Below are 22287 nucleotides of genomic sequence, written 5' to 3'. Positions count from 1 at the left end.
TGAACTGTGTCACGCCGCTCGCAGCGCCCGGACTCAGGTCACCTTGGACAGGCGCAGCCGGCGCAGTCCCCACCAGGCGAGCAGCAGCGAGGCGACCACGGCGACGCCCAGCAGGACCACCCCGGAGGTGAGGCCCAGCCCGGTGAGGGTCACCGGGGCGCTGTCCGGACGCATCGCCTCGGCGACCGCCAGGGCACCGTGGTGGATGCTCAGGAAACGCGCCCGCGGGGCCAGCCCGATGAGCATCCCCTCCCAGAGCACGAGGTACAGGGCCCCGATGAGCACCGCCTGCCGCACCCACGCGCTCAGGGCGGTGAAGACCACGCCGTAGGCGATGCCGGACACCCCACCGGCCACCAGCCAGGGCAGCGGCTCCGCGCTCCCCATCGCCACCCCCATGCCCAGGGTGGTGAGCGCCCCGAGCACCCCCGCCACCAGGGCGACTACCAGGACCTTCTCGAGGATGATCCGCAGGCGTGGGGTGGGGGTGGAGAGCAGGTGGACGATCGAGTTGTCGTCCACCTCGTTGCCCAGCGCGTTGACGGCCACGAGCAGGGCGGTCAGGGGGACGATCACCGCGGTCGCCAGGTCCCGGAGGATCGAGTCGGCCATCACCTCGTCCACGCCCCCGGAGGCGACGCGGAGCAGCAGGGCGAGCGCCAGCCCACCCACCGGCAGGGCCAGCAGGAGCAGCGGGCGCCAGCCGCGGGCCAGGGCCCGCCAGGTCATGAGGGCCACGGTCATGCCGGTCACCGTCCTTCCACCAGATAGCTGAACACGCTCTCGAGCGACTCGTCCGTCGGGCGGACGCTCACCAGCTCCACCCCGAGCGAGCGGGCCAGCCGCGGGAGGGTGCGGGTGAATCCCTCGAAGTCCGTCACCTGCACCTGCAGACTCGGGCGGAGCCCCCGGGCGAGGGTGACCGACTCGGTGGCCCCCTCGGCGACGAGGGCTGCGGCCAGGCGCCGGTCGTCCCCGGAGACCACCTCGTACTGGTGCGGCCGGTCGGTCATGAGGCGCCGCAGCGAGCGGAAGTCTCCGGAGGCCAGGTGGCGTCCGGCGACCATCACCTCGATGGTGCCGGCCAGCTGCTGGACCTCCTCGAGGATGTGGCTGCTCACCACCACGCTGGCACCGCGGTCGGCGTACTCGTGCAGGGTGCCCATGAGGCGGACGCGCTGCCCGGGGTCCATGCCGTTGAAGGGCTCGTCCAGGAGGAGCACCTCCGGCTCGTGCACCAGGGAGGCGGCCATCTTGATCCGTTGGCGCATGCCCTTGGAGTACTTGCCGATCCGGCGGTCGGCCGCGTCGTGGAGGTCCACCAGGGTCAGCGCCCGGTCGGTAGCGACCCGCACGTCCGGCAGCCGGTGGAGGCGCGCCATCGCGGTGACGAACTCGCGTCCGGTCAGCTCGTCGTACATGGCCTCGGTCTCGGGCATCATCGCCAGCCGGCGGTAGATGCCCGGGTTGTCCCGGACCGGCTCCCCGTCGAGCGTGACCTCCCCCGCCGAGGGGGCCTCGAACCCGGCGAGCATCGCCAGCAGGGTGGACTTGCCAGCCCCGTTCGGCCCGAGCAGACCGGTCACACCGGGCTGGACCCGCAGCGTGACGTCGTTCACCGCCACCAGGTCCCCGTACCAGCGGGACACACCGTCGACGTGCATGGTCGCCATCAGCTGACCCTCCGGTATCGGCGGACGAGCAGCCACCCACCCAGGACGAGCCCGGCGAGGACGGCCACGAGATAGGTGGCGGCGGCCAGCTCGTCCGGCGCAGCCGTCAGCTCGTGGTTGCCGGTGAGCCACCGGACCACGCGCTCCACCGCCCCGCTGGGACTCACCATCGGGGAGAACCGGGCCAGCAGGCCCTCGGTGGCACCGGTCGACTTCAGCGCCTCGGTGACGGCCGAGAAGACGGCCCCGAGCACCAGGAGCAGACCGAGGATGACGGCCGTGGCCACTCCCCGCCGTGGGGTGAGCGCGGCCACCAGACCGGAGAGCGTCCCCACGACGGCGCTCAGGAGCAGCGCACCGAGCAGACCCACGCCGGCGGCGCCGAGCACCGTCTGCGGCTTCCCGGAGGCCAGCAGCCACCCGATCGCACCGATGAGGATGGCCGATCCCTGCAGCACCACCAGGGCCAGGACGAGGGCTCCCAGCCGGGCCAGGACGTAGTCCACCCGGGAGAGCGGTCGGGAGAGGTAGTGGACGATCGACCGGGAGCGCAGGTCGGTCGAGAAGAGCGTCGGGGCGGCGACGGCCGCGAAGAGCGAGACCACCGTGTAGAAGGCGTAGGGCACCCGGGCCGGGTGGAAGACCGGCTCCATCTCCCCGACCGGGATGAGCAGCATGATCGCGCTGGCGATGAGCATCGGTGCACAGATGAGCACCAGGCAGACCGCGGGCATCACCTTGCCCTTCCAGCTGCGCCCACCCCCGAAGGCGGCGGACAGGCCGTGCCGCACCAGGTAGCCGAGGATCCCGGCGCGACCGGCCCGGGGCCCCTCGTAGCCCCGGTAGCCGATGTCGCGGATCACCGCGTCGCGCTGGGTCATCGGACCTCCTCCCCCACGAAGAGCTCGGTGAGCTGGTGGCGCGCCGCGTCGAGCCGGACCAGGCCCCACCCGTGGGTGGTGACGAGGTCGACCACCGCGGCCCGGCTCGCCGGCGACGAGTCACCCACGAGCACGGCCCCGGTCGAGCGGACGGCCTCGAGGCCGAGGGCGCGGAGACCCTCGACGAGCTGGTCGGGGGCCTCGGGCGGGCCGTCGACCTCCACCTCGAGGGCCCCGGTGTCCTGGGTGAGGTCGTGGATGGAGGCGGAGGTCGTCAGGCGGCCGCCGTCGAGGACGACCACGTGGTCGCAGATGCGCTCGAGCTCACCGAGCAGGTGGGAGGTCACGAGGACGGAGATGCCGAACTCGTGCCCGATCCGGCTCACCAGGGAGAGCATCTCGTCGCGCCCCGCGGGGTCGAGCCCGTTGGTGGGCTCGTCGAGGAGCACGAGGTCGGGGTCGTGGACGAGCGCCTGGGCCAGCTTGGCGCGCTGCTTCATGCCGGTCGAGTAGCTGCCGACGGGGCGGTGGCGGGCCTCGTCGAGCCCGACGTGGCGCAGCACGTCGGCGGCCCGCTCGCGGGAGACGTCCTTGGGCAGGCCGGAGAGTCGCCCGTAGTGCATGATCGCCTGGGCCGCGCTGACGTCGGGGGCGAAGCAGTCGTACTCGGGCATGAAGCCCACCCGCGAGCGGGCTTCCAGGGGATTCTCCATCGCGTCGATGCCGAACACGGTGGCGGTGCCGGAGGTCGGCGGCTCCAGCCCGAGCAGCATCCGGATGAGGGTGGACTTGCCCGCACCGTTGTGTCCGACGACACCGGTGACACCCGGCCCGACGGACACGGTGAGGTCGTCCACCGCGGTGAAGCTGCCGAATCGCTTGGTCAGCGACTGTGTGGCCCAGACGTCCATGTGCGCCACCCTAGGAGTCCCCGGGGCCCGGGAGTCTCCCCCCACGGGCCCATCCGTGGCCGCCTCGCCCAGACCCGCGCGGCACGTACCCTTGTGCCCCTGCATCCCGGGCCTCTAGCTCAACGGTCAGAGCTGCGGACTTTTAATCCGTAGGTTGTGGGTTCGAATCCCACGGGGCCCACCAGATCCCGTCCGGCGACGGACGCCCCGGGCAGCTCACCCTTCCTGGGTGAGGCCCGCCCGGTCGGCCAGGACGGCCACCTGGGTGCGGTTCGCGCACCCCCACTTCCGCTGCACCTCGGCGAGATGGGACTTCACCGTGGCCTCGCCCACGTGCATCTCGCGGGCGATCTGGGTGTTCGTCAGCCCCCTGCCCACACGCGCCGCCACCCCTCGCTCACGCTCCGTGAGCAGCTCCGCGCGCCGCCCCGCCTCAGCCAGCAGCTCGGCGCGCGACCCCGGCCCGACCAGGCGCACCAGCGACCGGGCGCTCGCCGGGGAGAGAGGGCTGTCACCCACCGCGGCGGAGCGGACCGCGTCGATGATGTGTCGCGGGTCGGCGGTCTTCAGGAGGAAGCCCACCGCACCGGCGCTCAGCGCCTGCAGCACGGTGTCCTCGCTGTCGAAGGTGGTCATCATCACCACCCGGGGCGCTCCGGGGCGGGTCGCCAGCAGCCGAGCCACGGAGATCCCGTCGAGACGGGGCATGCGGATGTCGAGGAGGACCACCTCCGGGCGGTGGGCGTCCACCGCGCCCAGCACCTGGTCCCCGTCGTGCACGGCCGCGACCACCTCCAGGTCGTCGGTGGTGCGGAGAATGGCGGCGAGGCCGGCGCAGAGGAGCTGGTCGTCATCAACGACGAGGACACGGGTCCGCGGAGGGTGCGACGGAGCGCTGGGCATGGCGAACAGGGTAAGGACCGCCGCCCCCGCCACGCTCAGCCCGGGGAGCGCTCCGGCCAGGGGAGGCCGATCTCGACCACGAACTCGCCCTCGGTCCGCGTCACCTCCAGGGCACCTCCCAGGAGCTCGGCCCGCTCCCGCATCCCCGTGATGCCCAGCCCCGGCTGCTCCCGGGCGGGTTCGACCACGCGGTTGCGCGCCATCACCCGGACGCCGCGCCCCGGGCCGCCGACCAGCTCCAGCCGGACGACTTCCCCGGGGGCGTGCTTCCGGGCGTTGGTGAGGAGCTCCTGGACGATGCGGTGGACTGCCCGGGACAGGGCGGGGTCGGCCTCCCCGGCATCGTGGAGGTAGACCGTGGCGACCAGCCGGTCCCCGCCGGCGACGGCCTCGTCGACGACCCGGGTGATCTCCTCCAGCGGAGGCGTCCCGCCCGCCGGGGGTTCTGCGCGGAGCACGCCCACGAGCGAGCGGAGGTCGTCCATCGCGCGCCGCGCGTTCTCCCGGACGACCGCAGCCCGCTGAGTGACCTCCTCGTCCCGCCCCTCGGCCTGCAGCTCCAGGGCTCCCGCGTGCACCGAGAGCAGCGACAGATGGTGCCCGAGGGTGTCGTGCACCTCCTGCGCGACCAGCTCCCGCTCCGCCCGACGACCCAGCTCGGAACGGGTGCGGTCGCGCTCCCCCTCGGCGCGGAGGGCCCGGTCCTGGGCGAGACCCCGCTCGTGGTGCGAGCGCAGGCCCATGGCGGCGGAGCCCACGACCGTGAGCAGGACGACCGTGAAGAGGAGGGCGAACCACCACGGCAGCGGGTCACTGGTGACCGGCGCCGCACCCTCTGACTGGGTCGCGTGCAGGACGAGCTTGAGCAGGGAGCCCTCGTCGGTGGGCTGCCGCCCGTCCCGCCACACGATCCACCAGGCCCCGACCGCCACGAGCAGCCCGATGATCGAGAGATCTCCCCCCTGGTCCGCCTCCTCCCCGTCCGCGGGCTCCGCAGCACCGGGGTCCGGGGCGTGGACGAGGGCCGTCGACCAGGCCACCAGGGGTGCGAACCACCCGAGCGGCCAGAGCAGCGAGAGCACGGCCACCAGGTAGCCGACCAGCACCGGCCGGGCACGGGACCAGCAGAGCAGCAGCGGCTGGGCCACGGCGGCGGGGACTCCCAGGAGCAGCCAGAGCTGCCGGGCTCCCAGGTCACCGCCCGCCCGTTCGAAGGCCAGCCCCAGCGAGAAGAAGGCCGCCACGCACGACAGGGCGACCAGCACGCCCAGCACCGCCCACCAGATCCACTGCCGGTACCCGCTCAGCGGGGCGGCAGTCGTACGCACGGTCATGGCGACACCGTAGACAGCCCCACCGACGATCTCCTCCCTCGATCGGCCAGCCGCTTCCAGCCGGACGGGGGAAGCCCCGGGGGTCGGCCGCCACGTGTCATGGGACCACCAGATCACGTGACCCAGGAGGAACGATGAAGCGCAGGAAGTCCCCGCCCCCGCAGCCCGAGCAGAGCTGGTCCGGGCCACCGGCCGACCCGGCACCGGAGCGCCCGCGCCGGCGGAGCTGGTTCATGCGCCACAAGCTCCTCACCCTGGTGCTTGCCCTCCTCGGCATCGGGGCCCTCGCCCAGCTCGGTGGCGGCCAGGACGTGCCGGACACGGCTGCCCCGTCCGCGACACCGGGCGACGCCAGCAGCGCCAGCCCGGAGCAGGAGACCACGGAGGCCGAGGGCGGAGCCGCTGGCGACGAGGAGCCCGCCGAGTCCTCCGCCCCCAAGATCGGCGAGGAGGCGGCGGCCGGGGACTTCCGCTACACGGTCACGTCCGTGAAGCCGGGGGTGCCGCAGATCGGCGACGCCACCTTCGGGCAGAAGCCACAGGGCCAGTTCGTCCTGGTGGAGCTGCGGGTGACGAACACCGGCGACGAGGCGCAGATGTTCAACGACTCCGAGCACAAGCTCACGGACGCCGAGGGACGCCAGCACTCCGCGGACAGCGAGGCCGCCCTGTACGTGCCCGGGAACGACTCCTTCCTGGAGGACGTCAACCCCGGCAACACCCTCGAGGGCACGATCGTCTTCGACATCCCCGCCGATGCCGTCCCCGACCGGCTCACCCTGATGGGCCCGGGCTTCTGGGACCCGGCCGAGGTGACCGTCTCCCTCGACTGACCCCACGCATGACGGCGGGCCACCACCCCGAGGGGTGGTGGCCCGCCGTCATGCGTGGGCGGCCCTCAGTGCTGCTCGTTGGGGTCCTGGTCCGCATCCTGCTTGGTGGCGTGGACGGTGCCCTTGACGTGGTCCGGCGGGCCGTACAGGGAGTACAGCTTGAGCGGCTCGTCACCGACGTTGGTGAAGTTGTGCCACTGACCGGCCGGCACCAGGGCCACCCAGTCGTCCTCGATGGTCTCCTCGAAGGACAGGTCGTCCTCGGCCGGCCCCATCTGGACCGTGGCCCGTCCCTGCTCGATGCGCACGAACTGGTCGTGGTCCTCGTGCATCTCCAGGCCGATCTCACCGCCCGGCGGGATGGTCATGACGGTCATCTGGAGGTTCTCGCCGGTCCACAGGGTGGTGCGGAAGTTCTCGTTCTCCAGAGTCGCCTTCTCGATGTCGACGACGTACGGGGCGGGCCCGTGGTCGGTCTGGTCAGCCATGATGGCCTCCTCTGCTCGTTGGACGGTTCCTCCCCATCCTGCCCCGCACACCCCTGCGTGGCCAGTGGGGCATGCCTCAGTCCGCGGCACCCACGCGGCCCGCCGGGCGCACCATCGGGGCGTGCGGGATGCCGTCCAGGTCGAAGTCCTCTCCGTCCCGGACGAAGCCGAAGCGCGCGTACCACCCCACCAGGTGGGACTGTGCCTCCAGGAAGAGCGAGCGCTCCCCGCCGTGCTCGGCCACGACCTGCTCCACCAGGCGAGCGGCCAACCCCCTCCCGCGGGCCTCCGGGGCGGTGACGACCCGGCCGACCACGAGCTGGCTGCCCGGTCCGTCCGCGTCGAGGAGACGGAGGGTCGCGGCCACACCCCCGACCTCGTCCTCGACCCACAGGTGGGTGGTGGTGGGCAGCAGGTCCCGGCCGTCCACCTCCGCGTAGGGGCACTCCTGCTCCACGACGAACACGTCGCAGCGCAGACGCAGCAGGGCGTGCAGCTGGGCGGCGCCCAGCGCCGGGCCGGAGACCTGGCGCAGGGGAGGACGGGGGGTCGTGGCGGCATCGCTCATGGGGCCATCATGCAGAGCCCGCGCCCACCCGGAGCACCGGCGGTCCTGCCGCACCGCCACGTACACTGTGTGTCGTCCTGCCGCCAGCGGCGGGGCGGGTCCCCATCGTCTAGCGGCCTAGGACCCCGGCCTTTCACGCCGGTAACGCGGGTTCGAATCCCGTTGGGGATGCTCGGTCCGAGCCGATTTGGCGTGGACCATCGGATGCCGTATGGTTCTCCGAGTCGTCAGGCCACCTGATGATGCAAGGCCTCGTGGCGCAGTTGGTTAGCGCGCCGCCCTGTCACGGCGGAGGTCGCGGGTTCGAGTCCCGTCGAGGTCGCTGGAGCGAAGGTCGATCGACCGCCGCCCCGGCCAGATAGCTCAGTTGGTAGAGCGTTCGACTGAAAATCGAAAGGTCGGCGGTTCGACCCCGCCTCTGGCCACAGCGAAGCCGCACGATCCACGGATCGGGCGGCTTGTGGCATTTCCGGGGGTGTTCGCCGCTCTACGCTCAGGAGCATGACGAACCTCAGCGACTGGATCACGCACATCGTGGAGACGCTCGGCGGGCCCGGTCTGGCGATGCTCATGATGCTCGAGACGGTCTTCCCGCCCATCCCCTCCGAGCTCGTGCTGCCCATGGCGGGCTTCACCATCGCGCAGGGCTCGATGACCTGGGTGGAGGCGCTGGGGTGGACGACCTTCGGCTCGGTGGCCGGCGCCGTGCTGCTCTACGCCGTGGCCCGCGCATTCGGCCGGGAGCGCACCGTGCGCTGGATGGCGGCGCTCCCCCTGGTGGAGGAGACCGACGGCGACAGGGCCCACGCCTGGTTCGACCGCCACGGCAAGGTCGCCGTCCTGACCGGCCGGTGCATCCCCGGGATCCGCAGCCTGGTGTCGGTCCCCGCCGGCACCTCGGAGATGCCCTTCGGCACGTTCTTCCTGTACACGCTCGTCGGCTCCGCCGTGTGGAACGCGGTCCTCGTGGCCGCCGGCTACTCCCTGGGCGCCAACTGGCACGCCGTCGAGGGAGTCGTCGGGATCATCAGCAAGGTCGTCCTGGTCTGCCTCCTGCTGGCCCTCCTCTGGTTCGTCCTGAGCCGGCTCCGGGATCGCGCCCACCGCTGACCCGCACCCCGGGGTCACCGCAGGGCGTGCCGGACCATGCCCTCCAGGACGCGCAGCCCATCGGCCGAGAGCACCGACTCGGCGTGCCCCTGGATGGAGGCCACCCCGGGGCCGCGCAGGCCGCGGACAGCGCCGCTCGCCGCGTCGAGGGCCACCTCGAGGGGGCGCTCCCCGATGGTGGTGCCTCCCGGCTCGGGGACCCGGGCGACGAAGGTGTTGTAGAAGCCGATGCGGGCCAGCTCGCCGAACCAGTCGACGGTCAGCTGCACGCCCTGCTGCGGATCCTCCAGGCGCACGATCTCCAACCCGGCCAAGGTGCACAGCACCTGGTGGCTCAGGCAGACCGCGACCAGGGGGCGCCCGTCCGCCAACCGGGCGGCGATCAGCTCCCGCAGCCGGGTGATCCGCGGGGAGGAGTCCTCCGTCGGGTCCCCCGGGCCGGGACCGCAGAGCACGAGGTCCGCCGACCCCAGGCCCACCACGTCGTCGGGCCGCACCTCCTCCCAGCGTCGGACGTCGGGAACCAGGCCCAGGTGGCGCAGCTGGTGGGCGAGCATCTGCGTCCAGGCGTCCTCGGCATCCACCAGCAGGACGCTGCGCCCCGCAAGGTCCGGGGCCGCCAGGGGCTCCTGCGGCGTCACCCAGAACGGGGAGAGCCGGTCGTTGCGCGCCGCCAGGGCCTCGGCGACACCCGGCAACTCCTCCAGCCGGGGCGCGGCCACGGCGGGGCGGGCCGGCCGCAGCCCGAGGGCGGCCAGCATCCCGGCGGCCTTGGCCGTGGTCTCGGCCACCTCCGAGGCCGGATCGCTGGACCGCACCAGGGTGGCCCCGGCGCTCACCCGCACGGTGCCGTCGTGGGGCAGCTGCGCGGTGCGGATGAGGATGGGGGCGTCCATGCGCTCCCGGCCCCGGGCGTCCCGCTCGAACAGCGCCAGCACCCCGGAGTAGTACCCCCTCCCGTCAGGCTCGTGACCTCGGATGATGCGGCAGGCGTTCTCGATCGGTGAACCCGTCACCGTGGGGGCGAACATGGTCTCGCGGAGCACCTCGCGCGCGTCCAGGTCAGTGCACCCGTCGAGCAGGTACTCCGTGTGCGTGAGGTGGGCCATCTGCTTGAGCCGGGGGCCCGTCATCCGGCCCCCGTCGGAGCAGACGTGGGCCATCATCTTCATCTCCTCGTCGACCACCATGAAGAGCTCCTCGGTCTCCTTGGTGTCGTGCACGAAGGAGGTGAACTCCTCCGCGAGGTGCTCCGGACTGTCGTGCCCCGCGTGCCGGAAGGTGCCCGAGATGGGGTTCATGCGCACGCGCCCGTCCGCGACCTCGACGTGCCGCTCCGGGGACCCCCCCACCAGCGTGTGCCCCGGGGTGTGGACGACGAAGGTCCAGTGGGCACCGACCTCCTCGCGCGCCAGCCGGGCGAACCAGGCCAACGCAGCGCGGGCCGGGGTCGCGTCGACGTCGGCGACGACGTCGCGCCGGATCACGAAGTTGGCACCCTCCCCCCGGCCGATCTCCTCGCGCAGGACGCGCTCCACGGTGGCGCCGTACTCGGCGTCCGAGATGCTGAGGCGCTCCCCGGTCACGGCGGGGGGCTGCGGGACGAGCTCGTCGACGGCCGCCAGCACCTGCGACAGCGGCCAGGCCTCGTCCTGCGACGCCTCGATCACCCGGAGCGGGGCACCGTCGTCGTGGACGGGGAAGCCCCGCTCGGCCACCTGCCGGAAGGGGACCATCGCCAGCACCGGGGTGCCCGCGGGCCGCGGGATGTCGGCCAACCGCTCGACGTCCCGCACCGCACCTGAGAGGACCCGGACGACGTCCGGGTCCTCCCCGCTGCGGAGGAGGGCGAAGGGCTCGTCGGCGGCGAGGAGCGCGTCGAGCACGGCCGCCGCAGGGGGGAGGACCACAGGTGGCTCAGTAGGCCCGCTGCGTCAGCGAGCCCACGGTGCGCGGGGCGCGCTCGCTGATCGGCTCCAGCTCGGCGATCACACCCTCGACGTCCTCGATGACCTCCACGGCCGTCACGTGCTGGACCTTCTCCATGTGCTCCACGAGGTCCTGCACGTCAATGGCCTGGTCGGCGCGGACCACGATGGTCATGTGGGAGAGACCCCGCTGGTCGGTGGGGGCGGCCGCCAGGTACTGGATGTTGGCGGACCGGGTGGAGAACTGGCCGCAGACCTTGACCAGGACGCCCGGGTGGTTCTCGGCGGTGACGGACAGTGCGTGACGCTCCATGACGACTCCTGCGACGAGTGGCGGTGTCCCACCGGGGACTTGGGGGACCAGTCTCGCACCAGCTCCCCTCCCGTGGACACGGGGCCGTCCGAGAGTTGCCATACTGGACGCATGGCCGATCACTTTGACGTCGTTGTCCTTGGCGCGGGCCCCGGTGGCTACGTCGCCGCCATCCGCGCAGCCCAGCTCGGCAAGAAGGTCGCCGTGGTGGAGAAGAAGTACTGGGGTGGTGTCTGCCTGAACGTCGGCTGCATCCCCTCCAAGGCCCTCCTGCACAACGCGGAGCTGGCCCACACCCTGACCCACGAGAAGAAGACCTTCGGCATCGAGGGCGACGCCACGATGTCCTTCGGCCCGACCCACGCGCGCAGCCGCAAGGTCTCCGAGGGGATCGTCAAGGGCGTCCACTTCCTCATGAAGAAGAACAAGATCACCGAGGTGGACGGCTGGGGCACCATCACCGCCCCCGGCAAGGTCTCGGTCGAGCTCAACGACGGCGAGACCCAGGAGCTCACCTACGACGACCTGATCATCGCCGTGGGCGCCACCACCCGCATGCTGCCGGGTGTCGAGGTCAGCGAGAACGTCGTGACCTACGAGGAGCAGATCCTCGACGCCGACCTGCCGGAGTCGATCATCATCGCCGGCTCGGGCGCCATCGGCGTGGAGTTTGCCTACGTGCTGAGCAACTTCGGCGTGGACGTCACCATCGTCGAGTTCGCCGACCGCATGGTCCCGGCGGAGGACGAGGAGATCTCCAAGGAGCTCGCCAAGGCCTACAAGAAGCTCGGTGTGAAGGTCATGACCTCCACCAAGGTCGAGTCCGTGGAGGACACCGGTGAGGGCGTGAAGGTCACCGTCTCCCAGAAGGGCGAGGAGCAGGTGCTCGAGGCCGACCGCCTCCTCTCGGCCATCGGCTTCGCCCCCCGCCTGGAGGGCTACGGCCTGGAGGAGCTCGACGTCGAGACCACCGAGCGCGGCGCCATCGCCGTCGACGAGTACGGCCGCACGAATGTCGAGCACGTCTACGCCATCGGTGACGTCACCGGCAAGATGATGCTCGCCCACGTGGCCGAGGCCATGGGCGTCGTCGCCGCCGAGACGATCGCCGGCGCCGAGACCCAGACCATCGACTTCCAGAACATCCCGCGCGCCACCTACTGCCACCCGCAGATCGGCTCGATGGGTCTCTCCGAGGCGCAGGCCAAGGACGCCGGCCACGAGGTGAAGACGGCGAAGTTCCCGTTCACCGCCAACGGCAAGGCCATGGGCCTGGGCGCTGCGACCGGCTTCGTGAAGGTCGTGGCCGATGCCGAGCACGACGAGATCCTCGGCGTGCACATGATCGGCCCGCACGTCACCGAGCTGCTCCCGGCCGCGGTCACCGCCGCCACCTGGGATCTCACCGCCGCCGAGATGTCCCGCGTGGTCTTCGCCCACCCGACGCTCAGCGAGGCCCTCAAGGAGGCCATGCACGGCATCGAGGGGCACATGATCAACCTCTGAGCAGCCCGCTGCACGACGCAGCGCCCCGGCCACCCTGCGGTGACCGGGGCGCTGCGCCGCGCGAGGGGCTGACGCGAGGGGACGTCAGTCAGCCGTGGGGCCGGCAGCCCGCACCTCGCGGTAGTAGTCGCCCAGCTCGAGGCGGGAGGCAGCGGCCTCGTCGAGGCAGACGGTCACCCGCGGGTGCAGCTGCAGCGCGCTGGCCGGGCAGCGGGCGCTGACCGGGCCCTCGACGAACTGGGCCACGGCCTCGGCCTTGTGCTCGCCCGCGACCACCATGAGCAGGTGCCGCGCTTCCAGGATGGTGCCGATGCCCTGGGTGAGGCAGCGCCGCGGCACGGCGTCGATCTCGTCCTCGAAGAAGCGAGCGTTCGCCTCGCGGGTCCGCTGGGTGAGCACCGCCGGCCGCGTCCGGGAGGCCAGGGAGGAACCGGGCTCGTTGAACGCGATGTGACCGTTCGCCCCCACCCCCAACACCTGGAGGTCGACCCCGCCGGCCTCGCGGATCGCCGCCTCGTACCGGGCGGCGGCCTCGTCGAGGTCGTCGGCCAGCCCGTCCGGCCCCTGGACCCGGTCGGGGTCGAGGTCGACCTGGTCCACCAGCTCGCGCTGGATCACCGTGCGGTAGCGCTCCGGGTGGCCGGCCGGCAGGCCGACGTACTCGTCGAGCAGGAAGCCCCGGCAGCCCGCCAGCGAGGTACGCCCGTCACGGACGGCCGCCGCGAGCTCCTGGTAGAGCCCGAGCGGGCTGGAACCGGTGGCCAGGCCGAGCACGGTCCGCGGGTTGGCCCCGAGCTGGTCGATGACCACCCCGGCCGCGCTCCTGGCCACGGCCTCGGCATCACGTTCGATCAGGATCTCCATCATGCCTCCTGGGCATCGTCGTCAGTCTCGCCGACGCGGCTCGCCGGACGAAGGTCATCTCCCACCAGGCGGCACACGTGGGCGCGTGCCACTGGCAGCGGTGTCGAAGGTACCAATTCCTGCAACCACCCCCGGGGTGCCCCACGCCCGGCGGAGACCGAGCCATCCCCCCAGACCCGGACCGAGGCCATGGGGGTGGACAGCCCCGTGCCGAGGGCCTTGAGATAGGCCTCCTTGGCCGACCACAGGGCCGCGAATCCTGCCGCGCCGAGCGGCGGCTCCTCCCCTGGGGCGAGCACCCGCTGGAGCAGCTGCCGCGACGGGGCCTCGTCACGCACCAGCTCCACGTCCACCCCCACCGGCTGCCGATCCACCGCCACCACGACGAAGGGCCCCGAGTGCGAGGCCGAGACGCACCAGCCGGCCGCCCCTCCCGTGGGCACCGGGCGCCCGTGCGGCTCCCCGCAGCCACAGGTGCGGTCCAGCCCGACCTCCTCCGGCCGGCACCCGGCCACCTCGGCCAGCAGCTCGCGCATGAGGACCGCGGCACCCAGGGATCGCGCTCGCCGGGCCGGTGCCCGCAGGGCAGCGAGACGCTCTCGTTCCGCGGCGTCGAGCAGCGACTCCCCCCGCGGGTCCACCTCCCCCACGGTGCCCCAGCGCACACGGGGCCAGGGGGCGACGGGGGACGCACCGGAGCTCAGCACCGGACGAGGTTAGCGGGCGACGCCCCGGTCGACACGGCCTGCCCCAGCGGCCACGGTGTTCCGCCGCATAGGATCGGCCCAGCACCCGACCCTCAGGAGACGACGTGTCCGAGTCCACCCCGCAGCAGCCCGGCTACACCGCCCAGCCGGCGCCCGGCAGCACCCCCGCGTTCGACCTGGTGATGGTCGGCGGAGACATCGGGGTGTACGCCCTGGCGCGCGCCTTCAACGACCGCTACGGCATCGTGCCGACCGTGGTCTCCCGCGTGGCGACCGGACCGGTCATGAACTCGGCGATCATCAACCACCACCTGATCGGCGAGGAGAAGACCTCCGAGGAGACCCTCGACGAGCTGGTGCGCCTGGGCCGCGAGCACGACGGCTCCCGGCCCCTGCTGCTCCTCACCAACCAGGACACGATCGTGCGGATGGTCATGGAGCGCGAGGACGAGCTGGCGCAGTACTACACGATCCCGATGGCCAGCGTGGACCTGCTGGACCGGATCAGCGACAAGGTCGAGTTTGCCCACGCCTGCGCCGAGCTGGGCATCCCGCACCCGGCCACCCAGGTGCTGGACTTCGCCGGCTCCGCGGCTGCCGACTGGCAGGCCCCGGCCGTGGAGAGCCCCTTCCCGGTCGTCGCCAAGCCGGCCACCACGAGCCAGTACGAGACGCTGAAGTTCCCGGGCAAGAAGAAGGTCTACTTCCTCGACACCCAGGCCGAGTACGACGAGATGGTGCGCGTGCTCCGCGCGGCGGGTTTCACCGGCCAGTTCCTCGTGCAGCAGCTCGTCGGCGGTGACGACACCTACATGCGCTCGATCACCGCCTACCGGGACCAGTTCGGGCAGACCACCCTGCTGGCCGGCGCCCACGTGCTGCTCGAGGAGCACTCCCCCACCGCACTGGGCAACCCGGCCGCGATGTTCACCACCCCTCTGCCGGAGATGTGGGAGTCGGCCGTCCGTTTCCTGGACCACATGGACTACCGGGGCTTCGCGAACTTCGACGTCAAGGTGGACCCCACCGACGGCACCGGCTACTTCCTGGAGATGAACTCCCGGATCGGTCGCAACAACTACTACGTGACCGCCGCCGGGGCGAACGTCGCCGAGTTCGTCGTGACCGACGCGATCGAGAACCGCCCCCACGAGCCCGTCCGCGTCGAGAACGAGATCCTCTACACGGTGCTCTTCAAGCCCTTCCTCATGCGCTACGTGGTGGACCCCGCGCTGCGCCGCCGGGTGAACGCCGCGTCCCGCAACGGCACCTTCCACCCGCTGTGGAACCCGCGCAAGGACACCCTGTGGCGCCAGGGCTACACGATCGTGGCGATGCTCAACCACGTGCGGAAGTTCCTGAAGTATTACCCGAAGCCGAGCCAGCACGGCTTCTGACGGGAGCAGGTCAGGCGTCGACCCACTCCTGCCCGGCCGGGACGAGGACGCCCTGACCACCGGTGGTCGCCGCCACCAGGGCGGCCAGGGCGTCCTCGTGCCCGGGGGTGGAGGCCACGTGCAGGGTCGCGCGGTCGGCGTAGTCGGTCCCGGTGACCGTGAAGGAGGCCCCTCGCAGCTCGTTCTCGATCCGCCCCGCCTCGGCATGGTCGACGGTCAGCTCGTGGAGCTGCAGCAGTCGGCGCTCCAGCGGTCGGGCGTCCTCCAGTGCCGCCCGGACGGCGTCCCCGTAGGCCCGCACGAGACCACCCGCGCCCAGCAGGGTGCCCCCGAACCAGCGCGTCACCACGGCGGTGACCTCCCGGTAGCCCGATCCCCGGAGGACGTCGAGCATCGGGGTCCCGGCCGTCCCGGAGGGCTCGCCGTCGTCGTTGGAGCGCTCAACCCGACCGTCAGGGCCGAGGATGAAAGCGCTGCAGTGGTGACGTGCGTCGTGGTGCGTGCGTCGCTCGGCCTCGATGACGGCCCGGGCGGCCTCCTCGGTCTCCGTCCGGGCGATGCGGCACCGGAAGCGGGAGTGCTTCTCCTCGATCTCCCCGTGTGCGTCGGTGGCCAGGGTCCGGTACGAGGTCTCCATGGGAGCATGCTAAGCGAACGACTACCATGCGTCGTATGAAGAACCGCCACACGTCGTCCCGGGGGACCCTGCTGGCAGCGACCGCCCTCTCCCTGAGCGCGCTGGCCCCGCAGGCCCACGCGCACGACACCCTCATGGAGACCGTCCCGAAGGACGGGGCCTCCGTGGCCGAGGCGCCCGAGGTCCTGGAGCTCACCTTCAGCGACGCCCTGACGCCCGCCGGTCACCGCATGTCCCTGGCCGATGCCGAGGGGAAGGTCGTCGCCGAGGGGGAGCCGACGCTGGACGGCCCGAAGGCCACCTTCGACCTGCCCGAGGACCTCGGCGGCGGTGAGTACGCCCTGACCTGGCGCGTCACCTCCTCCGATGGCCACCCCATCTCCGGCCGCACCACCTTCACGGTGGAGGGGGGCGAGGGCACGGGGAAGGACCCCGCGGAGCCGGATCCCCAGCCCGAGCAGGACCCGGCCGACGCTCCCGAGGCGGCGGCCCCTGCCGAGGCCGCACCGGCGGCGTCGTCCGAGGAGTCCTCCGGCCTCTCCGGCGGCATGCTGCTGGGACTGGGTGCGGTGGGCGCCCTGGTGATCGGGGCCGGCCTCTTCCTGCTGCGGAGCTGAGGGACGGTGGGCCCGGGCCACCCGACGTCGTCTCGGGTCGGGCCCACATCGTTCCCGATCTGTGACCTGGCGACTCTCCCCTCCTGCCCTCTTGCGTGTCAGACTGACCGGCATGTCTGATAACGCCGTGGAAACCACCGCCGCCGCCTCCGCGGTGGCCGCCTCCGCCGAGGCCACCGGCGCGACGCAGGCCACGGATGACGGCCTGCCCCGCGAGCGTCGCCTGAGCCCGCTGGCCCACGCCCTGGTCTTCGTCCTCCTGGGGATGATCCTCAGCGCGGTGCTCGTCGGCATCTGGCCGCTCATGGAGATCCTGGCCAACGACGTGCCGACTCCGCACCCGGCCGGCTGAGACCCCAGCGCCCTCACCTACCCGTCTCATGTAGTATCTGCCTCACGACAGATACACGAATCCCGGGGCCGCTACGCCCCACCGCCCGACTCGGCGCCACGCCTCAAGGCTGGCGTCGTCAACGGCTGCGGTGAAGCGATGCCGCTCCGCCTGACCGGTTAGGGGGTCACGTCATGGGACGCGGCCGAGCCAAGGCAAAGCAGACCAAGGTTGCGCGGGAGCTGAAGTACTACACCCCCGACACCGACCTGAGCGCTCTGGAGCAGGAGCTGCGGGCAGCCTCGCAACGCTCCGGTTCTCGGGACGACGCGTCGGACGACACGGAGCAGGACGGCTACCACTACGACGACGACCAGTGGGCGGCCAACGACCGCTGACGCCCTCACTCCTCTGATGAAGGGGCGGCCCTCCCCGGGGCCGCCCCTTCATCCGTCCCGGCAGGGACGGTGGGGGTCAGGAGTGCTCACCGACCAGCGCGACCGATCCGCCCTGGACGCCCTTGGCCCCGGTGACCCACTCATCGACCTCAGCACCCCGGCCGGACCCGGCGTCCGCCGTGACCTCCCCGGCGACCCAGGCGTCGATCCCGTGCGCGTCGAGCACCTCGCACGCGGCCTCGACGCTGGCGGCCGGGAGGACGGCCACGAAGCCGACCCCCTGGTTGAGCGTGCCCTCGAGGTCCTCGCGCGGCACGTTGCCCCAGCGGGCGATCGCGTCGAAGACCGGGGCCGGCGCCCAGGTGGCCCGGTCGACCGTCGCGAAGGTGCCGGCCGGCATGACGCGCGCCAGGTTGGCCGCCAGCCCGCCACCGGTCACGTGGCTCAGGGCGTGCACCTCGGTGGCGCGCAGCACCTCCAGCAGCGGCTTGGTGTAGATCCGGGTGGGTTCCAGGAGCTCCTCGCCCAGGGTACGGCCGAACTCCGGGATCTCGTCGGTGAGCGAGAGGCCGGCGTGCTCGACGACCCGGCGCACCAGCGAGAAACCGTTGGAGTGCAGCCCCGAGGAGGCGATGCACAGCACCACGTCCCCCGGCACGACCCGCTCCGGGCCGAGCACGTCGGCGGCATCCACCACCCCGGTGGCGGCACCGGCCAGGTCGTACTCGTCCGGCTCCATGAGTCCCGGGTGCTCGGCGGTCTCCCCACCGACCAGAGCCACCCCGGCGATCTCGCACCCCTCGGCGATGCCGGCCACGATGCGAGCGATCCGCTCCGGCTCCACGGCGCCACAGGCGATGTAGTCGGTCATGAAGAGCGGCTCGGCGCCGGAGACGACGATGTCGTCGACGACCATCGCCACGAGGTCGTGGCCGATCGTGTCGTGGCGGTCCAGCTCGCGCGCGATGGCGATCTTCGTGCCCACGCCGTCGGTGGAGGTGGTGAGCAGGGGGCGCTCCATGCGCTGCAGAGCCGAGGCGTCGAAGAACCCGGCGAAGCCGCCGATCTGGCCCATGACCTCGGGGCGGGTGGCCCGGGCCACGGAGGCCTTCATGAGCTCGACCGCGCGGTCACCGGCCTCGGTGTCCACGCCGGCGCTGGCGTAGGTGATGGCGTCGTCACGGGACTGGTCGGTCATCAGGGCCTTCCGGGGTTCTGGGCGAAGTCGCGGGTCTGCTCGCGCACCTGCTGCGAGCCCACGTCGGTCGGGTCGGTGCGCCGGGCGGCGCGCTCGAGGTCGAGCCAGTCCTTGCCGGTGCGCTCGTCGGTGGGCAGGGGGATCGGGTAGTCACCGGAGAAGCAGGCGGTGCACAGCTGGTCCGCCGGCTGCTCGGTGGCCGCGATCATGTCGGCGGGGTCCACGTAGCCGAGCGAGTCGGCGCCGATGGAGGTACGGATCTCCTCGAGGGTCATGTTGGCCGCCACGAGCTCGGCCCGGGTGGCGAAGTCGATGCCGTAAAAGCAGGGCCAGGTGACCGGCGGGCTGCTGATGCGCACGTGCACCTCGGCGGCGCCGGCCTCGCGGAGCATCTTCACCAGGGCGCGCTGGGTGTTGCCGCGGACGATCGAGTCGTCGACGACCACGAGTCGCTTGCCCTTGATGACGTGCTTGAGGGGGTTGAGCTTCAGCCGGATGCCCAGCTGGCGGATGCTCTGCGTGGGGGCGATGAAGGTCCGGCCGACGTAGGCGTTCTTCACCAGCCCCAGCCCGTAGGGGATGCCCGACTCCTCGGCGTACCCGATGGCCGAGGGGATGCCGGACTCGGGGACGGGCATCACCAGGTCGGCCTCCACGGCGTGCCGGCGGGCTAGCGAGCGCCCCATCTCCACCCGGGCGTCGTAGACCTCCCGGCCGGCGATCCGCGTGTCGGGGCGGGCCAGGTAGACGTACTCGAAGACGCAGCCCTTCGGCTGGGGCGCGGCGAAGGTCCGGGTCTCCAGGCCGTTCTCGTCGATCGCGATGATCTCGCCGGGCGCGATCTCCCGCACATAGCTGGCGCCCACGATGTCCAGGGCGGCGGTCTCGGAAGCCACCACCCAGCCGCGGGTCAGACGTCCCAGGACCAGGGGGCGGACACCCTGCGGGTCACGGGCCGCGTAGAGACGGTTCTCGTCGAGGAAGACCAGCGAGAAGGCGCCCCGCACGTCGGGCAGGAGGCGCTGGGCGCGGTCGAGCACCTCCCCCTCCCCCATGGTGAGGAGGGAGGAGAGGATCGCGGTGTCGGTGGTGCTCCCGCGGGCGATCTCGCCGGCGGCCTGCGTGAGGTCACCGTCGAGCATCTCGGTGAGCCGGTCCAGGAGCTCGGCGGAGTTCACGATGTTGCCGTTGTGGGCCAGGGCCAGGGTGCGGTCGTCGTCCCCGGCGAGGGTCGGCTGGGCGTTCTCCCAGGCCGAGGCACCGGTGGTGGAGTAGCGGGTGTGGCCGATGGCCATGTGCCCCCGCAGCGGGCGCAGCGCCTGGTCGTTGAAGACCTGTGAGACCAGGCCCATGTCCTTGTAGACGCGCAGGGAGCGACCGTTGGCCACCGCGATGCCGGCCGACTCCTGGCCCCGGTGCTGCAGCGCGTAGAGCCCGTAGTAGGTCAGGGTGGCGACGTCCTCCTCGGGCGCCCAGACGGCGAAGACCCCGCACTCGTCCTGCGGTAGGGACTCGGTGGGCAGCAGGTCGTGGTTCAGACGTCCATCGGGTCGAGTCACGGCGCGATTGTCCCACACGAGCCCGCCCCCGCCCCCGACCCCGCGGGCCCACGGCCACGGGCGAGGAGCCCGACACGTACCGTGGGTCGGGTGCCCTCCGAGACCGAGCAGAATCCCGTCCCGACCGATGACCCCACCCGCCCCGACGGGCCCACCCGGGTGCCCGTGCACCGCTCCGCCCGGCTGACGCCCTTCCTCGTGCTCGGCACGCTGCTGGGTGTAGCGCTGGCTGCCCTCGTGACGGTGCTCGGCCCGGACGCCCCGTACCGGTCGGCGGGCCGTGAGTTCGGCTTCCTCGCCACCATGTTCGGCTCCGCCGGCCTCACGCTGGGCGGGATCGTCTACCTGGTCGTCGACCGGATCGTCTCCCGCCGCTGAGCCCCGGCGCAGCCCGACGGCCTCCGGCTCACGGGCCGGAGGACGCCACCAGGGGGAGATGAGCCGTGAGCTCGGCCCGCTGACCCGAGGCCTGCACGGCACCGCCGCCCACCGCATCGGCCCAGGCGCACTGCCCGGTGGCCAGCTCGAGCCACACCTCGGGCGCCATCTCCACCACGGCCGGGGGCGTCCCCCGCCGGTGCGTGGTCCCCTCGATGCACTGCACCACCCCGAAGGGGGGCACCCGCACCTCCACCGATCCGCCCGGTGCGCGGGCGCCCAGCTCCTCGAGGGTGTAGCGCACCGCCGTGGCAGCCACCGCCCGGGGCACCTGCTCCCCCGCGCCCCGGGCGGCGAGCCACTGCCCCACCGCCGCCTGCCCGGCGACCGGGTCGGTACGACGGCGGGGCGCCACCTCAGAGCGCCTCGCGCTCGATGGGGCAGCTCATGCAGCGGGGGCCGCCCCGGCCCCGGCCGAGCTCGCCGCCGTCGATCGTGAGCACCTCGACGCCCTGCGCGCGCAGGTAGTCGTTCGTGGTGGTGTTGCGCTCGTAACCGACGACCACGTTCGGCTCCAGGGCGAGCACGTTGCAGCCGTCGTCCCACTGCTCGCGCTCGGCGGAGCGCTCGTCCTGGTCCGCGGCCAGCACCTCGATCCGGTCGACCCCGAGGGCCTCGGCGATCGCCACGTCCAGCCGCTCCGGCGCGTTGTGGGTGAACTCGAGGCCCGCCTCGGCACCCTCGCCGTCGGCGCGGATGGTCCAGCTCTGCATGGGCGGCAGGTTCTGGTACCGGGTGAAGGTGGTGGGGTTGAGCATGGTCATCACCGTGTCCAGGTGCATGACCGCCCGGGCCTTCGGCATGTCCAGTGCCAGCACCGTCCTCGCCTGGCCGGAGCGCAGCAGATTCTGCGCCACGCGCTCCACACCCTGCGGGTTGGTGCGCTCGGAGACACCGATCATCACCGCCTCGTTGCCGATGACGAGCATGTCGCCGCCCTCAGTGGTCGCCGGGCCGCTCTCCAGGCCGTCGTTCCAGCGCGCGAAGTCGGCCTCGGCGAAGAGCGGGTGCCAGCGGTAGATGGCCTCGAAGTGCACCGTCTCGCGGCGGCGGGCCTTCTTGTGCATGGAGTTCACCGAAACACCGCCGAACATCCACGCCGAGGTGTCGCGCGTGAAGAGGTGGTTGGGCAGCGGGGCCAGCACCATGTCCCGGTCGGTGAGGGTGTTCAGGTACAGGCTGGTGCTGCGCGGGAGGCGGGCGTTCAGCTCGCCCTTCGTGAGGCCCCCGACCAGGTAGGTGGCCAGCTCCTCGTCGGAAATGGCCTGGAAGACCTCGCGGAGCTCCTCCGCGGCGCGCGGGCCGACGATCCGCTCGTCGAGGGAGCTGTCGAGCACGTAGGACCTGGCCTCCGGCACGGCCAGGGTCTCGCGCAGCAGGTCCGAGAACTCGTGGACGACGACGTCCCGGTCCTCCATCACGGCCCGGAACTGGTCGTGCTCGCGCTGCGCCTTCTCGAGCCAGAGCACCTCGTCGAAGAGGTAGCGCTCGCAGTTCGAGGGGGTCAGCCGGCTCATCTCGAGCCCGGGGCGGTGGACGATGACCTGCTTGAGCGTGCCCACCTCGGAGCCAACGTGGAACGGCATGGAGAGATCCTTCCTCTCCCGGGCCAACGACGGGGGCCACGGCCACCGCCGGCGGGACGCCGACCCCCGGCGGGCCAGCAGGTCCCGGCTGCCCGGGGTACATGTCG

At 72.1% G+C, this 22287-nt stretch carries 25 protein-coding genes and 4 tRNA genes; 12 read left to right on the top strand and 17 right to left on the bottom strand.

What is annotated here, in order from left to right; all coding sequences use genetic code 11:
• Window positions 1-33: 33 nt before the first annotated feature.
• From CFT82_RS11120 to CFT82_RS11105, 4 genes are read right to left on the bottom strand one after another with little or no spacing between them, the layout of a single operon-like run.
• Window positions 34-744, bottom strand: coding sequence for an ABC transporter permease subunit (locus tag CFT82_RS11120; protein ID WP_088819256.1), 711 nt, complete (start codon window positions 742-744; stop codon window positions 34-36).
• Between the two features lie 5 nt (window positions 745-749).
• Entirely contained in the window at window positions 750-1673 is a 924-nt protein-coding gene (locus CFT82_RS11115) for an ABC transporter ATP-binding protein (RefSeq protein ID WP_088819255.1), read from the bottom strand.
• Complete coding sequence (locus CFT82_RS11110; RefSeq protein ID WP_088819254.1) at window positions 1673-2554, bottom strand: ABC transporter permease subunit; 882 nt, start codon at window positions 2552-2554, stop codon at window positions 1673-1675. Before CFT82_RS11110 ends, CFT82_RS11115 begins: the two co-directional genes overlap by 1 nt.
• Complete coding sequence (locus CFT82_RS11105) at window positions 2551-3465, bottom strand: ABC transporter ATP-binding protein (protein ID WP_088819253.1); 915 nt, start codon at window positions 3463-3465, stop codon at window positions 2551-2553. Before CFT82_RS11105 ends, CFT82_RS11110 begins: the two co-directional genes overlap by 4 nt.
• Window positions 3466-3573: 108 nt before the next feature.
• On the opposite strand from CFT82_RS11105, the gene CFT82_RS11100 reads away from it, so the two are divergent.
• Window positions 3574-3649: transfer RNA gene (locus tag CFT82_RS11100), tRNA-Lys, on the top strand.
• Window positions 3650-3681: 32 nt separating this feature from the next.
• On the opposite strand, the gene CFT82_RS11095 is transcribed toward CFT82_RS11100, so the two are convergent.
• Window positions 3682-4368 carry a response regulator gene (locus CFT82_RS11095; protein ID WP_088819293.1) on the bottom strand — a complete coding sequence of 229 codons (687 nt, stop codon included), beginning with the start codon at window positions 4366-4368 and terminating at the stop codon, window positions 3682-3684.
• A gap of 35 nt (window positions 4369-4403) precedes the next feature.
• Window positions 4404-5702, bottom strand: a complete 1299-nt coding sequence (locus CFT82_RS11090) for a sensor histidine kinase (RefSeq protein WP_088819252.1) — start codon at window positions 5700-5702, stop codon at window positions 4404-4406.
• Between the two features lie 134 nt (window positions 5703-5836).
• Between CFT82_RS11090 and CFT82_RS11085 the strand changes: the two genes are divergently transcribed.
• Window positions 5837-6535: a DUF4352 domain-containing protein gene (locus CFT82_RS11085; protein ID WP_088819251.1), complete on the top strand. Its 699-nt coding sequence runs from the start codon at window positions 5837-5839 to the stop codon at window positions 6533-6535.
• Window positions 6536-6600: 65 nt separating this feature from the next.
• Here the strand turns inward: CFT82_RS11085 and CFT82_RS11080 are convergent, their stop codons facing one another.
• The gene (locus tag CFT82_RS11080; protein ID WP_088819250.1) at window positions 6601-7023 is read right to left on the bottom strand and encodes a cupin domain-containing protein; all 423 of its coding nucleotides are present in this window, start codon (window positions 7021-7023) and stop codon (window positions 6601-6603) included.
• 76 nt (window positions 7024-7099) lie between these two features.
• Window positions 7100-7591 (bottom strand): GNAT family N-acetyltransferase, encoded by a 492-nt coding sequence (locus CFT82_RS11075; RefSeq protein ID WP_088819249.1) that lies wholly within the window; start codon window positions 7589-7591, stop codon window positions 7100-7102.
• Between the two features lie 98 nt (window positions 7592-7689).
• On the opposite strand from CFT82_RS11075, the gene CFT82_RS11070 reads away from it, so the two are divergent.
• The 4 genes from CFT82_RS11070 to CFT82_RS11055 all read left to right on the top strand — a co-directional run bounded on the left by CFT82_RS11070 (window position 7690) and on the right by CFT82_RS11055 (window position 8701).
• Window positions 7690-7762: transfer RNA gene (locus tag CFT82_RS11070), tRNA-Glu, on the top strand.
• Window positions 7763-7839: 77 nt separating this feature from the next.
• A tRNA-Asp gene (locus CFT82_RS11065) sits at window positions 7840-7913 on the top strand.
• Window positions 7914-7943: 30 nt separating this feature from the next.
• Window positions 7944-8016: transfer RNA gene (locus CFT82_RS11060), tRNA-Phe, on the top strand.
• A 76-nt stretch (window positions 8017-8092) separates the two neighbouring features.
• Window positions 8093-8701: a DedA family protein gene (locus CFT82_RS11055; RefSeq protein WP_088819248.1), complete on the top strand. Its 609-nt coding sequence runs from the start codon at window positions 8093-8095 to the stop codon at window positions 8699-8701.
• A 14-nt stretch (window positions 8702-8715) separates the two neighbouring features.
• Here CFT82_RS11055 and CFT82_RS11050 read toward each other — a convergent pair whose 3' ends face one another.
• Together CFT82_RS11050 and CFT82_RS11045 are read right to left on the bottom strand one after the other, a co-directional pair.
• Window positions 8716-10611, bottom strand: a complete 1896-nt coding sequence (locus CFT82_RS11050) for an anthranilate synthase family protein (protein WP_234994462.1) — start codon at window positions 10609-10611, stop codon at window positions 8716-8718.
• A 7-nt stretch (window positions 10612-10618) separates the two neighbouring features.
• Window positions 10619-10942 (bottom strand): ACT domain-containing protein, encoded by a 324-nt coding sequence (locus CFT82_RS11045; protein ID WP_088819247.1) that lies wholly within the window; start codon window positions 10940-10942, stop codon window positions 10619-10621.
• Window positions 10943-11053: 111 nt separating this feature from the next.
• Here CFT82_RS11045 and lpdA point away from each other — a divergent pair, with 111 nt between their 5' ends.
• Complete coding sequence (lpdA, locus tag CFT82_RS11040; protein ID WP_088819246.1) at window positions 11054-12448, top strand: dihydrolipoyl dehydrogenase; 1395 nt, start codon at window positions 11054-11056, stop codon at window positions 12446-12448.
• A gap of 84 nt (window positions 12449-12532) precedes the next feature.
• On the opposite strand, the gene nagB is transcribed toward lpdA, so the two are convergent.
• On the bottom strand, window positions 12533-13312 hold the full coding sequence (gene nagB, locus CFT82_RS11035; RefSeq protein ID WP_088819245.1) for a glucosamine-6-phosphate deaminase: 780 nt from the start codon (window positions 13310-13312) through the stop codon (window positions 12533-12535).
• A complete protein-coding gene (locus CFT82_RS11030; protein ID WP_143469631.1) occupies window positions 13312-14019 on the bottom strand; it encodes a 4'-phosphopantetheinyl transferase family protein in 708 nt (235 codons plus the stop codon). The genes nagB and CFT82_RS11030 overlap by 1 nt, the downstream gene beginning before the upstream one ends.
• 104 nt (window positions 14020-14123) lie before the next feature.
• Here CFT82_RS11030 and CFT82_RS11025 point away from each other — a divergent pair, with 104 nt between their 5' ends.
• On the top strand, window positions 14124-15416 hold the full coding sequence (locus CFT82_RS11025) for a carboxylate--amine ligase (RefSeq protein WP_234994460.1): 1293 nt from the start codon (window positions 14124-14126) through the stop codon (window positions 15414-15416).
• A gap of 10 nt (window positions 15417-15426) precedes the next feature.
• On the opposite strand, the gene CFT82_RS11020 is transcribed toward CFT82_RS11025, so the two are convergent.
• Window positions 15427-16053: an IMPACT family protein gene (locus tag CFT82_RS11020; protein ID WP_088819243.1), complete on the bottom strand. Its 627-nt coding sequence runs from the start codon at window positions 16051-16053 to the stop codon at window positions 15427-15429.
• Between the two features lie 35 nt (window positions 16054-16088).
• On the opposite strand from CFT82_RS11020, the gene CFT82_RS11015 reads away from it, so the two are divergent.
• The 3 genes from CFT82_RS11015 to CFT82_RS11005 all read left to right on the top strand — a co-directional run bounded on the left by CFT82_RS11015 (window position 16089) and on the right by CFT82_RS11005 (window position 17399).
• The gene (locus CFT82_RS11015) at window positions 16089-16670 is read left to right on the top strand and encodes a copper resistance CopC family protein (protein ID WP_159461913.1); all 582 of its coding nucleotides are present in this window, start codon (window positions 16089-16091) and stop codon (window positions 16668-16670) included.
• Window positions 16671-16782: 112 nt separating this feature from the next.
• Window positions 16783-17022: a hypothetical protein gene (locus CFT82_RS11010; protein ID WP_143469630.1), complete on the top strand. Its 240-nt coding sequence runs from the start codon at window positions 16783-16785 to the stop codon at window positions 17020-17022.
• Window positions 17023-17195: 173 nt separating this feature from the next.
• Window positions 17196-17399 carry a DUF3073 domain-containing protein gene (locus CFT82_RS11005; protein ID WP_088819240.1) on the top strand — a complete coding sequence of 68 codons (204 nt, stop codon included), beginning with the start codon at window positions 17196-17198 and terminating at the stop codon, window positions 17397-17399.
• A 76-nt stretch (window positions 17400-17475) separates the two neighbouring features.
• On the opposite strand, the gene purM is transcribed toward CFT82_RS11005, so the two are convergent.
• The gene (gene purM, locus CFT82_RS11000; protein WP_088819239.1) at window positions 17476-18597 is read right to left on the bottom strand and encodes a phosphoribosylformylglycinamidine cyclo-ligase; all 1122 of its coding nucleotides are present in this window, start codon (window positions 18595-18597) and stop codon (window positions 17476-17478) included.
• Window positions 18597-20156: an amidophosphoribosyltransferase gene (purF, locus tag CFT82_RS10995; RefSeq protein ID WP_088819238.1), complete on the bottom strand. Its 1560-nt coding sequence runs from the start codon at window positions 20154-20156 to the stop codon at window positions 18597-18599. The genes purM and purF overlap by 1 nt, the downstream gene beginning before the upstream one ends.
• A 90-nt stretch (window positions 20157-20246) precedes the next feature.
• Here purF and CFT82_RS10990 point away from each other — a divergent pair, with 90 nt between their 5' ends.
• Window positions 20247-20534, top strand: coding sequence for a hypothetical protein (locus tag CFT82_RS10990; RefSeq protein WP_143469629.1), 288 nt, complete (start codon window positions 20247-20249; stop codon window positions 20532-20534).
• Window positions 20535-20562: 28 nt separating this feature from the next.
• On the opposite strand, the gene CFT82_RS10985 is transcribed toward CFT82_RS10990, so the two are convergent.
• Both CFT82_RS10985 and CFT82_RS10980 read right to left on the bottom strand, forming a co-directional pair.
• Window positions 20563-20949 carry a sterol carrier family protein gene (locus tag CFT82_RS10985; protein ID WP_088819236.1) on the bottom strand — a complete coding sequence of 129 codons (387 nt, stop codon included), beginning with the start codon at window positions 20947-20949 and terminating at the stop codon, window positions 20563-20565.
• Between the two features lies 1 nt (window position 20950).
• Window positions 20951-22180, bottom strand: coding sequence for an arginine deiminase (locus CFT82_RS10980; RefSeq protein WP_088819235.1), 1230 nt, complete (start codon window positions 22178-22180; stop codon window positions 20951-20953).
• Window positions 22181-22287 lie beyond the last annotated feature (107 nt).

It is taken from the genome of Kytococcus aerolatus, assembly GCF_900187395.1.
Taxonomy (GTDB): domain Bacteria; phylum Actinomycetota; class Actinomycetes; order Actinomycetales; family Dermatophilaceae; genus Kytococcus; species Kytococcus aerolatus.
This window is presented reverse-complemented; position numbering and strand designations above follow the sequence as displayed.

Excerpts from the sequence above, each read along its gene's own strand:
- CFT82_RS11090 (WP_088819252.1), bottom strand. The coding sequence starts at position 5,702 with ATGACCGTGCGTACGACTGCCGCCCCGCTGAGCGGGTACCGGCAGTGG.
- nagB (WP_088819245.1), bottom strand. The coding sequence starts at position 13,312 with ATGGAGATCCTGATCGAACGTGATGCCGAGGCCGTGGCCAGGAGCGCG.
- purM (WP_088819239.1), bottom strand. The coding sequence starts at position 18,597 with ATGACCGACCAGTCCCGTGACGACGCCATCACCTACGCCAGCGCCGGC.
- CFT82_RS11110 (WP_088819254.1), bottom strand. The coding sequence starts at position 2,554 with ATGACCCAGCGCGACGCGGTGATCCGCGACATCGGCTACCGGGGCTAC.
- CFT82_RS11020 (WP_088819243.1), bottom strand. The coding sequence starts at position 16,053 with ATGGAGACCTCGTACCGGACCCTGGCCACCGACGCACACGGGGAGATC.
- CFT82_RS11105 (WP_088819253.1), bottom strand. The coding sequence starts at position 3,465 with ATGGACGTCTGGGCCACACAGTCGCTGACCAAGCGATTCGGCAGCTTC.
- CFT82_RS11055 (WP_088819248.1), top strand. The coding sequence starts at position 8,093 with ATGACGAACCTCAGCGACTGGATCACGCACATCGTGGAGACGCTCGGC.
- CFT82_RS11005 (WP_088819240.1), top strand. The coding sequence starts at position 17,196 with ATGGGACGCGGCCGAGCCAAGGCAAAGCAGACCAAGGTTGCGCGGGAG.
- CFT82_RS11085 (WP_088819251.1), top strand. The coding sequence starts at position 5,837 with ATGAAGCGCAGGAAGTCCCCGCCCCCGCAGCCCGAGCAGAGCTGGTCC.
- CFT82_RS11115 (WP_088819255.1), bottom strand. The coding sequence starts at position 1,673 with ATGGCGACCATGCACGTCGACGGTGTGTCCCGCTGGTACGGGGACCTG.
- CFT82_RS10980 (WP_088819235.1), bottom strand. The coding sequence starts at position 22,180 with ATGCCGTTCCACGTTGGCTCCGAGGTGGGCACGCTCAAGCAGGTCATC.
- CFT82_RS11080 (WP_088819250.1), bottom strand. The coding sequence starts at position 7,023 with ATGGCTGACCAGACCGACCACGGGCCCGCCCCGTACGTCGTCGACATC.
- CFT82_RS11095 (WP_088819293.1), bottom strand. The coding sequence starts at position 4,368 with ATGCCCAGCGCTCCGTCGCACCCTCCGCGGACCCGTGTCCTCGTCGTT.
- lpdA (WP_088819246.1), top strand. The coding sequence starts at position 11,054 with ATGGCCGATCACTTTGACGTCGTTGTCCTTGGCGCGGGCCCCGGTGGC.
- CFT82_RS11010 (WP_143469630.1), top strand. The coding sequence starts at position 16,783 with ATGTCTGATAACGCCGTGGAAACCACCGCCGCCGCCTCCGCGGTGGCC.
- CFT82_RS11045 (WP_088819247.1), bottom strand. The coding sequence starts at position 10,942 with ATGGAGCGTCACGCACTGTCCGTCACCGCCGAGAACCACCCGGGCGTC.
- CFT82_RS11075 (WP_088819249.1), bottom strand. The coding sequence starts at position 7,591 with ATGAGCGATGCCGCCACGACCCCCCGTCCTCCCCTGCGCCAGGTCTCC.
- CFT82_RS11015 (WP_159461913.1), top strand. The coding sequence starts at position 16,089 with ATGAAGAACCGCCACACGTCGTCCCGGGGGACCCTGCTGGCAGCGACC.
- CFT82_RS11120 (WP_088819256.1), bottom strand. The coding sequence starts at position 744 with ATGACCGTGGCCCTCATGACCTGGCGGGCCCTGGCCCGCGGCTGGCGC.